The organism is Novosphingobium album (ex Liu et al. 2023), from assembly GCF_029076845.1.
Classification (GTDB): domain Bacteria; phylum Pseudomonadota; class Alphaproteobacteria; order Sphingomonadales; family Sphingomonadaceae; genus Novosphingobium.
This window is the reverse complement of the sequence record NZ_JARESE010000049.1, coordinates 14,749-28,557: the sequence shown is the minus strand read 5'-3', so window position 1 is coordinate 28,557 and position 13,809 is coordinate 14,749. Positions and strand designations below refer to the sequence as shown.

Sequence of the window (13,809 nt, the reverse complement as noted above, 5' to 3'; positions counted from 1 at the left end):
CGCGGGCAGCCCCGAACCTGCGGCTCAGTTCTTGAGCCGCAGGCTGACGAACAAGGTCCGGCCGGCTTCGGGATAGCCGTCCACCGTCATGTAGTTCTTGTCGAGCAGGTTGCGCCCGCCGATGCCCAGCGTCGCCCAGGGGGTCACGTCGAAATCGGCGCGCAAGTTGGCCAGCACGTAGCTGCCGATCTTGTAATAGCGCGTGCCGGCCGTGTTCACCGTCCAGCGATCGGACGTGACTTCCACGTTGGGCACGATGTGCAGCGCGGGCAGCGGTGACCAGTTGGCCCACAGGAAGCCCGAATGCTCGGGCACGCCGGTGGGGCGGAAGGCGGCGTTCGACGGGTCTTTCAGCTTGCGATGGACCCAGCCATAGTTGCCGCCCAGGCTGAAGCCTTCGGCCACTTCGGCGGTGAACGACAGTTCCGCGCCGTAATAGTCACCCTTGCCCAGGTTGCGGCTCTGCGTCACCGCGTTGTCGGTGCACACGCCGGCCGGCGTGCAGGTGGTATAGATGAACGGGAACGCGATGATCGCATCGCTCACCCGCGCGTACCAGCCGGAAGCCTCGACATGCAGCGGCCCGAACTGGTGCGCGCCGCCCAGCTCGAACTGCGTCGCGCGTTCGGCGGCCAGATCGGGGCTGGAAACCGCGCCGCCAAAGCGGGTGCTGAACCGTTCGAAGATGGTCGGAAAGCGCGCGCGCGAGGAGACCGAGGCGTGCAGGCTGGTGTCCTGATCCGGCGTCCAGAGCAATTGCCCCTGCGCGTTCCAGGCATCGCCGTTGCGCCGCCTGTAATAGAGGAAGGCGTTGTTGGCATAGTCTTCGGCACGGCGCAGCTGGCGCCAGTCGAAGCTTGCGCCGACGATGAATTCAAGCTGCGGGCTCAGCTTGTAGGCGTTCTCGATCGCCGCGCTGTAGGTTTCCTCCTCGTCGGTCTGCCAGGGTTCGACGAAGTGGCTGGGCGCGAAGCTTTCCTGATACTCGCGGTGGCGATCGTTGCGGTAATGGAAGGCGATGCTCAGCCGCTCGGCCTCCGAGGGCCTGAGATCGAGCTGCACCGAGCCGCCATAGGCCCGGTCGCTGTAGGCGCTGTTGAAGCTGCTGCCGCGCGTCTGGGCTGTGCGCGTCTTGTCGTCGAAGCTGTCGAGGCTGTTCTTGAACGTGTTGTAATAGATGCGCGTCTTCAGCGTGGCGATATCGTCCAGTCGGGTGGTCGAAAGGAAATAGATGTTCTGCAGGTCCCACCACGGCCAGGTCCAGTACCGCAGGCCGGTGGTGTCCGAGACGTGGATCGGCGCCAGCTTCGATCCTTCCTGCCGGGTGAAGCTGATCGCGTATTCGTCGGTATCGTTGGGAGTGAAGCCCACCTTGGCGTTGACCCGCCAGTCCTCGGTGCGCGACAGGTCGCGCTCGCCGCCGTCTTCGTTGGCGGTGGGCTTGAAGTCGTTCGACAGGCTCCAGTGATCGGTGAAATTGCGCGCGTAGCTGGCCTGCGCGTACCACATGTCATGCCTGGTGCCGATCGAGGCGAAGCCGGTGTAGCCCGCGTAATCGGCGTCGTTGTCCAGATTGAGGCTGAAGCGGCCTTCCAGATCGAGCGCGCTGCCGGGCTTGCGGGTGACGAGGTTGAGCGCGCCGCCCATCGCGCCGGGGCCGTTGAGCACCGAGACATAGCCCTTGGCCACCTGGATCTCGGCGATGTCGGGCGTGAGGAAACGGCCATAGTCGAGCCGGCCATCGGCGGGCAGGTAGACGCGGATGCCGTCGATCGAAAGCGGCACCTGATAGCGATCGAACCCGCGCACATAGATCAGCCGCTCGTTGCGCGAATTGCCGGTGGTGCCGGCGGTGACGCCGGGGATCAGCCGGGCCGCGTCATCCAGCGTATCGCGGCCGTATTCGTAGATCGCCTTGGCATTCACCGAGGATGTGGTGATGTCGGCGCCGCTTTGCCGCGGTGCGACAACGACGATCTGGCCCAGCTCGAACGGGCTGTCCGTCTCGGCCGCATCCTCGGCCAAAGCCGGTGCTGAACAGGCCGCCCCGGCAAGCAAAAGGGGGGCAGCCGCGGAAATGCGGTGTTTCATTCTGTCCTCCGTGAACCCCAGGCGCCAGAATGCGCTTGGCTCTCATCTATATTTCACGGTATATAGATCATCGAATTCAGGGAGGCGCAAGCATGATTCGATTTCGGGCGGCAATTGTTCTCGCATCTGCGGCATGGCTTGGCGGTGGCCCGGTCGCGGCGATGGCGGCCGAACCGGCGATGACACCCGAACCTGACGGCGCCGCCTGCACCGCCCCCGCGCCGCCGCCCGCGCCGATGGAAGGCTGGGCCGGCAGGCACGTCGCGCTCACCGCCGCGACCCGGCCGGATGCGGCGGGCAAGGCGCTGCTCACGCTGGGCCAGGCGGCCGATGCCACGCTCGCCCAGACGCCCAGGGTGCGTTACGCGGTGGAGCCGGCCAAGCCGGGCGGCTCGGTCAGCTATGGCGGCCTCTTCGCCTTCGACGTGCCCGAGGCGGGCACGTATCGCGTGGCGCAGGACGGCCGGTCCTGGGTCGATGTGATCGAGGGCGGCAAGGCGCTCGGCTCGGTCGCGCATGGCCATGGCCCCGCCTGCTCGGGCATTGCCAAGATGGTCGACTACACGCTCCAGCCCGGCCGGCACATCGTGCAGATCGCGGCGCAGGGCGAACCGGCGCTGACGATCATGGTCACGCGGCTGCCGTGAAGCCCATGGGCAAGCGGGCCCTGGCGCTCGCGGTCCTGATGCTGGCGGCAAGCGGAGCGCTGGCCCAAGGCCGGCCCGGCGCGGGATGGTGGCAGTTGCCGGCAGGCATCGCGCCGCCGCCGGTCCCGCCGGGCAATGCGATGAGCGCGGCGAAAGTGGCGCTGGGCCGGCGCCTGTTCCACGATGCCGACCTGTCGATCAACGGCACGCTGTCCTGCGCCACCTGCCATGACCAGCGCCGTGCCTTCAGCGACGGCGTGCGCGCGCATCCCGGCGCGCATGGCGAGCCAGGGCTGCGCAACGTGCCCTCGCTGGTCAATGTCGCGTGGTTCACCCCGCTGACCTGGGGCGATCCGGCGCAGACGACGCTGGAACGCCAGGCGCTCGTGCCGATCACCGGCGACGATCCGATCGAGATGGGCATGAAAGGCCAGGAGGCCGAACTCGCTCGCCGGCTTTCGGGCAACCCCTGCTATCGCAAGCTGTTCCGCAAGGCTTTCCCGGAAACGCGCGGGCGGATCGATCTGGCCTCGGTATCGCGGGCCCTCGCCGCGTTCGAGCGGACGCTGGTCAGCTACGATACACCGTGGGATCGCGCGCGCGCCGGCGGCGATCCGCTGCCCGAGGCGGCGCGGCGCGGCGAAGCGGCGTTCGCGCAATGCGCCGGCTGCCACGCAGGGCCGAACTTCACCGACTTGCGATTCCATCGCCTGCCCGGCGGCGCGGCCGATGCCGACCTCGATTCTGTCATCGATTCCGGCCGCGATGCCGGCCTTGCCCGCGCGACTCGCCGGGCGGAGGATGCCGGGATGATCCGCACGCCATCGCTGCGCAATGCCGCGATCACCGCGCCATACCTGCATGACGGTAGCGCGCCGACGCTGGAAGCGGCGATCGCGCGCCACGGCCTTGCCCTTTCGCCCGCGCGGACAGCCGAACTCGTCGCCTTCATGGGCGAACTGACCGACCGGACCATCACCACCGATCCGCGCCACGCCCGGCCCGGCGCCCGTTGCGATATCGCAAGCGGATACTGATCCGATTGCAGGCGCCGGCCTTTGCAGCCTATCCTTGCGGCATGTCCCCAATGGCCCTCAAGATCAAAGTCCAGCTCTACTGCGGCGAGGAGATCGCAATGGGTCCGGGCAAGGCTGACCTGCTCGATGCCATTCGCGCCCATGGCTCGATCTCGGCGGCGGGCCGGGCGCTGACCATGAGCTATCGCCGCACCTGGCTGCTGGTGGACGCGATGAACCGCTGCTGGCGCGAACCGCTGGTCGAAACCGCGCCGGGCAGCAGCGGCGGCGCCCGGGTCAGCGCGTTTGGCGAGATGGTGCTGGACCATTACCGCAAGCTGCAGGAACAGCTCGACCTCTCGGCCGACTGCGCCGATTACCGCGCGCTGATGGGCCAGATGCTGGCCGAGCCCAAGGCCAGCCAGAAGGAATAAGCCGGATCGTCCCGCCCTGCCCCATCTCGCCCCACCCCATCTCGCCCCGCCGCCCGCGCCGCCTTTCGCATTGCCCGCACCGGCGCCCTACTATATACGTGGCGATATAGTTTTCACCGGGAACGCCATGCTGTCGATCCTTCGCAAGATCGCGATTTTCCTCCTCGCCTGCCTGCTCGCAGCCGGGCCCGCCCACGCGCAAGGCCGGGGGCCACTGGTCCTCGCGGCCGCGAGCCTGCAGGAAGCGATGAACCAGGCGGCCGATGCCTGGGCCGCGCGCAAGCATCCCCGGCCCGTCATCTCCTTCGCCAGTTCCGCCGCGCTGGCCCGCCAGATCGAGGCGGGCGCGCCGGCCGACCTGTTCGTTTCGGCCGATGAGGACTGGATGAACCATGTCGCCGGCAAGGGGCTGATCCGCCCGAGCACGCGCACCGCCTTCCTGTCGAACCGGCTGGTGCTGATCGCGCCGGCCGCCAGCACCGCGCGGCTGACGATCGCGCGCGGCTTCCCGCTGGCACGGGCGCTGGGCAACGGGCGGCTGGCCATGGCCGATCCCGATGCGGTGCCGGCCGGGAAATACGGCAAGGCAGCGCTCACCCGGCTGGGCGTCTGGACCGCGGTCGCGCCCAAAGTGGCGCGTGCCGAGAACGTGCGCGCCGCCCTCGCGCTGGTGGAGCGCGGCGCCGCGCCGTTCGGCATCGTCTATGCCACCGATGCGCGCGCTTCCACGCAAGTGAAAGTGATCGGCGTCTTTCCGCCCGCCACCCACCCGCCGATCACGTATCCGATCGCGCTGCTCAAGACATCGACCGACCCGCAGGCCGAAGCGTTCCGCCGCTTCCTGATCTCGCGCGAGGGCAAGGCGATCTTCGTGCGGCACGGCTTCACCGCGCGCTGAGGGCCGGCGGCTTGCTGCTCACGCCCGACGAATGGGAGGTCATCCGGCTGTCGCTCAGGGTGAGCGGCGTCGCCGTGGGCGGCATGTTGCCCATCGCGTTCGGCCTCGCCTGGGTGCTGGCGCGCACGCGCCTGCCGGGCAAGCTGGCGCTGGACGCGCTGGTGCACTTGCCGCTGGTGCTGCCGCCGGTCGTGACCGGGTGGCTGCTGCTGCTGGCCTTCGGCAACAACGGGCCGGTGGGGCGCTGGCTGGAGGCATGGCTGGGCATCTCTTTGATGTTCCGCTGGACCGGCGCCGCGCTGGCCGCCGCCGTGATGGCCCTGCCGCTGATGGTGCGGGCGATGCGGATCTCGATCGAGACGGTGGATCGCCGGCTGGAAAGCGCCGCGCGCACGCTGGGCGCATCGCCCTGGCACACGTTCCGCACGATCACCCTGCCCCTAGCCATGCCGGGCCTGGCCGCTGGCGCGGTGCTGGGCTTCGCGCGCTCGATCGGCGAATTCGGCGCGACGATCACGTTCGTCTCTAACATCCCGGGCGAAACCCGCACGATCCCGATCGCGATCTATGGCGCGTTGCAGGTTCCCGGCCAGGAGAACGCGGTCACGCGGCTGGCGGTGATCGCCGTGGTGCTTTCGCTGCTGGCGCTGGCCGCATCGGAAGTGCTGACGCGGCGCGGCGGGCGAGGCAGCGGCCTTGTTTGACGTGGCGGTGGAACGCCGGCTCGGCGATGCGCAAGTGCGCGTGGCGTTCGCCAGCGCGGATGGCCTGACCGCGCTGTTCGGCCCGTCGGGCGCAGGCAAAAGCTCGATCCTCAACATGGTCGCCGGGCTGCTCCGGCCCGATCGCGGCCGCATCGCCATCGAAGGCCGCGTGCTGTTCGACAGCGCGGCGGGGATCGACCTGCCGCCCCAGCAGCGCCGCGCGGGCTATGTGTTCCAGGACGCGCGCCTGTTCCCGCACATGAAGGTCCGCGCCAACCTGCTTTACGGCTGGAAGCTGGCCCCGCCCGAAAGCCGCTGGATGGCGCTGGAGGAAGCGACCGATTTCCTGGGCATCGCGCCTTTGCTCGATCGCTGGCCGCGCACGCTTTCGGGCGGCGAGGCGCAGCGCGTCGCCATCGGCCGGGCGCTGCTGAGCGGCCCGCGCTTCCTGCTGATGGACGAGCCGCTTGCCTCGCTCGATCTGGCGCGGCGCGAGGAGATCATGGTGGTGATCGAACGGCTGCGCGACGAATTGCGCCTGCCGATCCTTTACGTCAGCCACGACAGCGGCGAGGTCGAGCGGCTGGCCAGCCATATCGTGCGACTGGACGGGGCCTGTTGAGGCCAGCCGTCATCGCCGCTGCGGTTTGACTGATTCGGACAAAGCGCCGATGGTCCCGGCCCGCCGATCAGGAACGCCATGACCATGCCCGGCCCATCCCCCGCCCCGCCCGCGCCAACCTTGCCCGCCTCCCCCTTGCCTGCCCCCGCGATCCGGGACGAGGATTTCGAGCGGGTCCACGCGCGGCTGCTGAAATTCCTGCCCGAACTGGTCGCGGACCTGGGCGGCGATCCCGCCGCGCTGCGCGGGAATCCGGTCGATGCCGATGACGCCGGGCCCTCGCGCGCGGAGCCGGAACTGACCTACCGGCAGGCAATCCGGCTGATGGAGCGGGCCGCGCACGCGCTCGATTGCCCCGATCTGGGGATGCGGCTGGCGGTGCGGCAAGGCGGGGCCGGCGTGTTCGGACCGCTTGGCGAAGTCATGCGCCATTCGCGCAGCCTGGGCGATGCGCTCGGCTATGTCAGCCGGCACAGCTATGCGCACAGCCTGGCCGCGCGCGTCTGGCTGCACCCCTTGCCCGAGGAGAAGCTGGTGTTCGCCGGGCACGACATCCTGCTCGATCACCTGGCCCATCGCGCGCAGACGATGGAGCAGATCCTGCTGCTGGGCCATCTTGCCGCTATCGAGCTGACCCAGGGCCATGCGCGCGCGCGGCGCATCCATTTCCGCCACCAGCCGGTCTCTCCCCCGCGCGTCTATCGCCGCTATTTCGGCTGCGAGGTGCGCTTCGGCGAGCCAGCCGACGGCGTCGTGTTCTCCGCCGCCGATCTCGCCTGCCCGATCGTCCATGGCGACAGCCGCGCCTTGCGCCGGGTGACGGCCTATATCGCGGATCGGTTCACACGCCAGCACCCGCCGTTCCACGCCGAAGTGCGCGGCATCGTCATGCGCCGGCTGGGGCAGAACGCCTGCACCAACGCCGATGTCGCCCGCGCGCTCAACCTGCACGTGCGCACGCTGCACCGCCGGCTGGCGCGCGAGGGCACCTCGTTCCAGCAGGTGAAGGACGAAGTGCGGCGCGACGTGATGCAATACTACCTGCAGCAGACCGACCTCGATCTGGCGCGCATTTCCGAGCGGCTGGGCTTTGCCGAGCAATCGATCATGACGCGAAGCTGCAACCGCTGGTTCGGCCGCTCGCCCACGCAGCTTCGCCGCGCCGCCGCCGCCGTGGAATGACCGTCCCGCCGGGCCGATCGCGCGCCCACGCAGCTTCGCCGCGCCGCCGCCGCCGTGGAATGACCGTCCCGCCGGGCCGATCGCGCGCCCGTCGCAACCGCGCGCGGGCAATGGGCCGCGGGCCGCGCGCCCGCCGATCGACCTCCTGATGTCATAAACCGGCCCGATATGCGCGCCAATGCATCCGCTCGATCCTCAGCGCAGCCGATGGCTTACCGCCCACGTGGTGCCGCTGGAGCCGGAGTTGCGCCGCTGGCTCAAACACTACGCCGGCCTTTCTTCCTGGGATATCGACGATCTGATCCAGGAGACTTACGCGGTGCTGGCCACGCGCGAATCGGTGGACGACATCCGCAACCCGCGCACCTACATCTATCAGATCGCCAAATCGCTGGTCCTGCAGGGCCTGCGCCGATCGAAAGTGGTGCGCATCGAAGCGGTCAGCGACATCGAGAAATTCGATGTCCAGTCCGAGACGCTTTCGCCCGAACGCCATGCCATGGGCCGCGACGAGTTGAAGCGCGTCGCCGACGCGATCCGCGCGATGCCGCCCCAGACGCGCCGGGCCTTCACCCTGCGCCGGGTCGAGGGGCTCTCGCAGCGCGAGATCGCCGCCGCCATGGGGCTGGCCGAAAGTACCGTTGAAAAACACATTGCTCGTGCGATACAGCAATTGATGAAACAATTTGGACGTGGCGGAAAATCGGCTCGCACTGCATCCATGTCCGAACACGCTGCCGATCTTCAGGAAGACCCCGCGCCGAATGTCGATGAAAGAGACCGCCGAGGCCATTGATCAGGAGGCCGCCAACTGGGCCGCCCTGAGCGATCGCGGTCTGTCGGACGAGGAGCGCGTCAGGCTGGATCAATGGCTGGCCGGCGACATGCGCCGTATCGGCGCCCTGGCGCGCGCGCAGGCGATCTGGTTCCATGCCGAACGCGCGGGCGCGCTGGGCAGCGAAGTGCTGGAGGCCGATCGGGCGCGGCGCCTGCCGGTATTGTCGCGCCGGGCAGCGCTGATCGGCAGCGCGGCGCTGGCCGCTTCGCTGGCGGCGGTGGTGCTCATCCCCCGGCTCACGCGCGATGCCACGCCGATGACGAGCGCGCTGGGCGAGATCCGGCGGATCTCGCTGGAAGACGGATCGGTGATGACGCTCGATGCCGATACGCGCGTGACCGTCGCCTACACCGCGCAAGCGCGGCGGGTCACGCTGCTGTCGGGCCAGGCCTATTTCGAAGTGGCGCACGACAAGGCGCGCCCGTTCTACGTCAACGCGCGCGATCTGGTGGTGCGCGCGGTCGGCACCGCCTTTTCCGTGCGCGTGTTCGATGGCCTGCCGGTGCTCGTGCTGGTGAGCGAGGGGAAAGTCTCGGTCTCGCGCCTGAGCCAGCCAAGGGCCGCCGCGCCGCTGCTGGTGGAATCGAACTATTCGGTCAACCTGCTCGACGCGGACAAATGGACGCCGCCCACGCCGGTGCGCCATGACGAGGACGAGATCGGCCGCGCGCTGTCCTGGCGCGAAGGGATGCTCTCGTTCGAAGGCGAGACGCTGGGCGAAGTGGTCTCGCGGTTTGACCGCTATGGCCGCAACCGCATCGTGATCGACGATCCGAAGCTGGCTGAGGAACGGATCACCGGGCTGTTCGCCGCGAACGATCCCAAGGGCTTCGCCACGGCGATCGCCGTCAGCCTGGGCGCGCAAGTCCGCGCCGGTCAGGACGAGATCCACCTGTCGCGATAGCCCCGGTAAAAAAAACCCCCGGCGCGAGTGGAGGAACTCGCCCGCCCCCGCATCTAGCGGCTGTCGCCGGCCTGGCCGGCCACATATCCGGGGGACTTTATGAAACTGCAATATGCTCTTGGCGCCGCTTCGGCGGTCGTCGCGGTGTGCACGGCGCAGCCCGCCCTGGCGCAAGCGCGCCTGTTCGATATTCCCGCCCAGTCGGCCGTGACCGGCATTCCCGCGTTCGCGCGGCAGGCCGGCGTCCAGATCGTCGCGCCGGCCGGCGGCCTTGACGGCAAGCGCACCCGTGCGGTGAAAGGCCGGCTCGCCGTCGACCAGGCGCTGGCCCACCTGCTGCAAGGAACCGGCCTGCGCGTCGGCGCCCGCAACGGCCAGACCATCAGCCTGGTGGCCGACACGACCAGCGATGCCCGCTTCTCCGACACGGCTCTGGCCGAACGCGAAGCGCAGGCCGAAATCATCGTCACCGGCACGCGCGTGGCCGGGATGCGCGCGGCCGACAGCCCGACGCCGATCCAGGTGATCGACCAGAACCAGCTCAAGCGCACCGGCCAGCCGGACATGATCCAGAGCCTGGCGCAGAACCTGCCCACGGTGCAGGTCCAGGCGTTCGGCAGCGATCTTCAGGCGGCGACGCAGCAGATGCGCCTGCGCGGCCTCAGCCCCAACCACACGCTGGTCCTGCTCAACGGCAAGCGCCGCCACGGCACGGCCAACGTCGCGGTGGCGGGCGGCGTGTTCAACGGCGGCGCGGCGCCCGACGTCAGCTTCATCCTGCCCGATTCGATCGACCGGGTCGAAGTGCTGCAGGACGGCGCGGCCGCGCAATACGGCACCGACGCGATCGCCGGCGTGATCAACTTCATCCAGAAGAAGGCCGATCACGGCGGCACCATCAATGCCACCGCCGGCCAGTATTTCGACGAGGGCGGCGAGACTTATTCGGTGTCCGGCAATATCGGCATCGCCCCGTTCGAGAACGCCTATCTGAACCTCACGGCCGAGAACAAGCGGCACGACTACAGCTTTCGCGGTGACGTCAATCCGCTGGTCTATGGCCCCAGCGCCGTCGCGCAGCGCTATCTGTCGACTTATCCCGCCATCGCCCAGATGCCGGACTATCCTTACGTCAACAAGCGGCTGGGTGATCCGCAGTCCAAGCAGACGACGGTGAACTTCAACGGCGGCTACGATTTCGGCGATGTCGAACTCTATACGTTCGGCAGCTGGGCCCACAAGATCGTGCGCGCCCGGCAGAACTACCGTCCGCCCGATGTCGTCACCAGCGCGAATGGCACGCCGCTGTTTCCCGGCGGCTTCGCGCCGGTTCTGCGGGGTGACGATACCGACTATTCGTTCTCGGCCGGGCTGAAGGGCAACCTCGGCGGCACGACCTTCGACATCGCCTCGACCTATGGCCGCGACGAATTCGCCGTCTATGTCGAGAAATCGGCCAATGCCTCGCTTTACAAGGACAAGGGCTTCACGCCCGACACCTTCTACGACGGCACCTTCACGGCCTCGCAGTGGAGCAACACGCTGGACCTGACGCACGAGTTCGACCTTGGCCTTGCCAGCCCGCTGACCGTGGCCGGCGGCCTGGAATGGCGGCGCGAGACTTACGGCATCGGCCAGGGCGATCCTGCCTCCTACTACGCCAGCGGCGCGCAGGCCTTCATCGGCTATGGCCCGAACAACGCCGGCGGCCACCACCGCACCAACTTCTCGCAATATCTCGATCTGGCGGTGAAGCCGGTCGACGGCTGGCTGGTCGAGGGCGCGGTGCGACACGAACGCTACAGCGATTTCGGCGATACCACCGCGCTCAAGCTCACCACCCGGCTCGACCTGTCGAGCGCGTTCGCGGTGCGCGGCACCATCTCCACCGGCTTTCGCGCGCCGACGCTGGGCGAAAGCTTCTATTCGGGCGTCAATGTCGGCACCGTCGGCGTCAGCGGCCTGTTCCCGCCCGGATCGAACGCGGCGGTCAGCCTGGGCTTCGGCGGCCTGAAGCCGGAAAAATCAACGAGCTACAACCTTGGCTTCGTGTTCAAGCCGGCGCGCAACCTGTCGATCACGATCGACGGATACTGGACGACCATTCGCGATCGCATCGTCATGTCGGGCAGCTATTACGGCTATCTCGGCAATGCCTGCCCCGAAGGCTACAAGGAATCGGGCGCGTTCGACGCCAATCGGTGCGGTGTCTACAATGCCGATACCTACGCGATCTACAACCAGCAGGCCGTGCTGGACGCCGTCGCGGCCTCGCTGGGCGGCGAGATTCCAAGCTATATCCTGAAGAACCTGGCGGGCACGCGCAATGTCGACGGCGCGGTCTCGATCCAGACTTTCGTGAACGGCATGGACACACGCAATCGCGGCATCGACCTGATGGTCAACTACAAGACTGATCTGGGCAGCCTGGGCGGGATCGACTGGTCGCTCGCGGCCAATTACAACGAGCTGAAAGTCACCAAGGTCGGCGCGCCGCCTTCCAAGCTCTATCAGAGCACGATCAACCCGGCCGCGACCGCGCTGATGAACAAGTATTCGATCTGGTCATGGGAAAACAGCTTTCCCAAGTTCCGCGCCGTGCTCAACGCGTTCTGGACGATGGGTGATTTCAGCCTGAACCTGCGGGAGAACTACTATTCGTCGCAATCGACGCTGACCAGTATTTCCGGGGTCGATTTCGTCTACAAGAACCACGCCGCATTCATCACCGATCTGGAAGCCGCCTACCAGCTGACCCGGAACGTGAAAGTGGCGATCGGCGCCAACAACCTGACCAATCACTATCCGTCCAAGCTGCCTTACGACAAGATCCGCAAGAACCAGTACCTGACCGGCGACCGGGGCTATTCCTGGAACGGCTATCTGACCGACGGGTCGTTCGGGATCAACGGCGGCTATTACTACGGCCGTCTGACGCTCACCTTCTGACGGCGGGCGGCCCGCCGCCGCCGGAATGGCGAACGCGGCTCTCTCCGGTCGATCCGGGGGGAGCCGTCAAGCCAGGGGCGGCCGGCCCGCCGGCCCCGATCCTTCGCGTGGCTCGCAGGAGCGGGCCGACCAGAAAGGCTTCCCCTCATGTCCGTCTTCGCCCGCGCCGCCATCGCCCTCCTGCTGACCGCCGGCCTGCCCTGGACCGCGCGGGCCGAGCCGGTGCTGATGATCTCGATCGACGGGCTGCGCCCCGGCGATGTGATCGAGGCCGAACAGCGCGGCATCTCGGTGCCCAACATGCGGCGGGTAATGCTGGCGGGAAGCTATGCCAGCGGCGTTCGCGGATCGCTGCCGACGCTTACCCGGCCCAGCCACCTCACGCTGATCACCGGCGTTGCCCCGGCCCGCCACGGCATTACCGACAACGAAGGCTTCGATCCGACCGGCCTGAACACGATGGGCTGGTACTGGTATGCCGACGACATCAAGGTTCCCACGCTGTGGGATCTGGTGCACGCCGCCGGCGGCACGACCGCGTCGATCTCCTGGCCGGCGAGCGTCGGATCGCCCAACATCACCTACAATTTCCCGGACTATCCGCGCGATCATGACCGCAGCGATCCCAAGCTGCTGCGCCGGCTGGGCGGCACGAGCAAGGCCGAAGCCGTGGATCGCGCGGTCGGCTTCGATGTCGGTGGCCGGGTCGGCGCCTCGCCTTGTTCTGACATGGCCAAGGCGGGCTTCGCCGCCGCGATCTATGCCCTTGGCAAACCCCGCTTCTTCACCATCCATCTGGGCGAGTTGGACCATGTCCAGCACGTCCATGGCCCCGGCTCGGACGAGGCCAGGGCCGCGCTCCATGCGGTCGATGCCGCCGTCGGCACGATCGTGGACGCGGCGCGCCGGGTCGAGCCCGACCTCGTTGTGGTGATCGTTTCCGACCATGGCTTTGCCCCCACGCATCACAGCGTCAATCTCCTGCGCGCGTTCGCGCAGGCCGGGCTGCTCACGCTCGATCCCGCCTCGCACCGGATCGTCACCTGGCGGGCAGCGCCCTGGGGCGGCGCCTCGGTGCCGATCATGCTGGCCGATCCGCGGGACAAGGCGCTCAAGGCCCGGACCCGGGCCCTGCTGGACAAGCTGGCCGCCGACCCCGCGAACCACATCCGCCGCGTGATCGACGCGGCCGGGATCGCGCGCATGGGCGGCTCGCCGCAAGCCAGCTTCTGGGTCGATTTCCAGAGCGGCTATCTTGCCGGCGGCGATCCGGCCGGCCCGATGGTGCAGCCCACCGGAACCGGGGGAAGCCATGGCTATTTCCCCGACCAGCCGGAAATGAACTCCGCCTTCTTCGCCAGCGGCCCCGGCGTGCCACAACGCGGCGACATCGGCCTGATCGACCAGCGCGACATCGCGCCGACCGTGGCCGGGCTGCTGCGCATCGCGATGCCCGACGCCGACGGCCACGCGGCCTTCTAGGGCCGATCGTCATTCAGAAGACAGCGCGCCGAAAATGAGGGT

At 68.1% G+C, this 13,809-nt stretch carries 12 protein-coding genes; 11 read left to right on the top strand and 1 reads right to left on the bottom strand.

Annotated features, from left to right (window positions below; genetic code table 11):
* Window positions 1–24: 24 nt before the first annotated feature.
* The gene (locus PYV00_RS14500) at window positions 25–2,025 is read right to left on the bottom strand and encodes a TonB-dependent receptor plug domain-containing protein (protein WP_275229006.1); all 2,001 of its coding nucleotides are present in this window, start codon (window positions 2,023–2,025) and stop codon (window positions 25–27) included.
* A gap of 158 nt (window positions 2,026–2,183) precedes the next feature.
* Between PYV00_RS14500 and PYV00_RS14495 the strand changes: the two genes are divergently transcribed.
* The 11 genes from PYV00_RS14495 (at window position 2,184) to PYV00_RS14445 (ending at window position 13,767) form a co-directional block, all read left to right on the top strand.
* A complete protein-coding gene (locus tag PYV00_RS14495; RefSeq protein WP_275229005.1) occupies window positions 2,184–2,738 on the top strand; it encodes a homogentisate 1,2-dioxygenase in 555 nt (184 codons plus the stop codon).
* 5 nt (window positions 2,739–2,743) lie between these two features.
* Window positions 2,744–3,775 carry a cytochrome-c peroxidase gene (locus PYV00_RS14490; protein ID WP_342803817.1) on the top strand — a complete coding sequence of 344 codons (1,032 nt, stop codon included), beginning with the start codon at window positions 2,744–2,746 and terminating at the stop codon, window positions 3,773–3,775.
* Between the two features lie 41 nt (window positions 3,776–3,816).
* Window positions 3,817–4,188, top strand: a complete 372-nt coding sequence (locus PYV00_RS14485) for a winged helix-turn-helix domain-containing protein (RefSeq protein ID WP_275229003.1) — start codon at window positions 3,817–3,819, stop codon at window positions 4,186–4,188.
* A 127-nt stretch (window positions 4,189–4,315) separates the two neighbouring features.
* On the top strand, window positions 4,316–5,086 hold the full coding sequence (modA, locus tag PYV00_RS14480; protein WP_275229002.1) for a molybdate ABC transporter substrate-binding protein: 771 nt from the start codon (window positions 4,316–4,318) through the stop codon (window positions 5,084–5,086).
* An 11-nt stretch (window positions 5,087–5,097) separates the two neighbouring features.
* On the top strand, window positions 5,098–5,790 hold the full coding sequence (gene modB, locus PYV00_RS14475; RefSeq protein WP_275229001.1) for a molybdate ABC transporter permease subunit: 693 nt from the start codon (window positions 5,098–5,100) through the stop codon (window positions 5,788–5,790).
* 7 nt (window positions 5,791–5,797) lie between these two features.
* Window positions 5,798–6,412 (top strand): molybdenum ABC transporter ATP-binding protein, encoded by a 615-nt coding sequence (locus PYV00_RS14470; RefSeq protein WP_275229000.1) that lies wholly within the window; start codon window positions 5,798–5,800, stop codon window positions 6,410–6,412.
* Between the two features lie 78 nt (window positions 6,413–6,490).
* Window positions 6,491–7,594 carry an AraC family transcriptional regulator gene (locus PYV00_RS14465; protein WP_275228999.1) on the top strand — a complete coding sequence of 368 codons (1,104 nt, stop codon included), beginning with the start codon at window positions 6,491–6,493 and terminating at the stop codon, window positions 7,592–7,594.
* A gap of 178 nt (window positions 7,595–7,772) precedes the next feature.
* Window positions 7,773–8,390 carry an RNA polymerase sigma factor gene (locus PYV00_RS14460; RefSeq protein WP_275228998.1) on the top strand — a complete coding sequence of 206 codons (618 nt, stop codon included), beginning with the start codon at window positions 7,773–7,775 and terminating at the stop codon, window positions 8,388–8,390.
* Window positions 8,365–9,336, top strand: coding sequence for a FecR family protein (locus PYV00_RS14455; RefSeq protein WP_275228997.1), 972 nt, complete (start codon window positions 8,365–8,367; stop codon window positions 9,334–9,336). The genes PYV00_RS14460 and PYV00_RS14455 overlap by 26 nt, the downstream gene beginning before the upstream one ends.
* Window positions 9,337–9,435: 99 nt before the next feature.
* Window positions 9,436–12,285, top strand: coding sequence for a TonB-dependent receptor domain-containing protein (locus PYV00_RS14450; RefSeq protein WP_275228996.1), 2,850 nt, complete (start codon window positions 9,436–9,438; stop codon window positions 12,283–12,285).
* Window positions 12,286–12,432: 147 nt separating this feature from the next.
* Window positions 12,433–13,767 carry an alkaline phosphatase family protein gene (locus PYV00_RS14445; protein WP_275228995.1) on the top strand — a complete coding sequence of 445 codons (1,335 nt, stop codon included), beginning with the start codon at window positions 12,433–12,435 and terminating at the stop codon, window positions 13,765–13,767.
* Window positions 13,768–13,809: the final 42 nt, after the last annotated feature.

Bases quoted from the DNA above. Each gene is read 5' to 3' on its own strand.
- modA (WP_275229002.1), top strand. From the start codon at position 4,316: ATGCTGTCGATCCTTCGCAAGATCGCGATTTTCCTCCTCGCCTGCCTG.
- PYV00_RS14485 (WP_275229003.1), top strand. From the start codon at position 3,817: ATGTCCCCAATGGCCCTCAAGATCAAAGTCCAGCTCTACTGCGGCGAG.
- PYV00_RS14445 (WP_275228995.1), top strand. From the start codon at position 12,433: ATGTCCGTCTTCGCCCGCGCCGCCATCGCCCTCCTGCTGACCGCCGGC.
- PYV00_RS14490 (WP_342803817.1), top strand. From the start codon at position 2,744: ATGGGCAAGCGGGCCCTGGCGCTCGCGGTCCTGATGCTGGCGGCAAGC.
- PYV00_RS14450 (WP_275228996.1), top strand. From the start codon at position 9,436: ATGAAACTGCAATATGCTCTTGGCGCCGCTTCGGCGGTCGTCGCGGTG.
- PYV00_RS14460 (WP_275228998.1), top strand. From the start codon at position 7,773: ATGCATCCGCTCGATCCTCAGCGCAGCCGATGGCTTACCGCCCACGTG.
- PYV00_RS14495 (WP_275229005.1), top strand. From the start codon at position 2,184: ATGATTCGATTTCGGGCGGCAATTGTTCTCGCATCTGCGGCATGGCTT.
- PYV00_RS14455 (WP_275228997.1), top strand. From the start codon at position 8,365: ATGAAAGAGACCGCCGAGGCCATTGATCAGGAGGCCGCCAACTGGGCC.
- PYV00_RS14465 (WP_275228999.1), top strand. From the start codon at position 6,491: ATGACCATGCCCGGCCCATCCCCCGCCCCGCCCGCGCCAACCTTGCCC.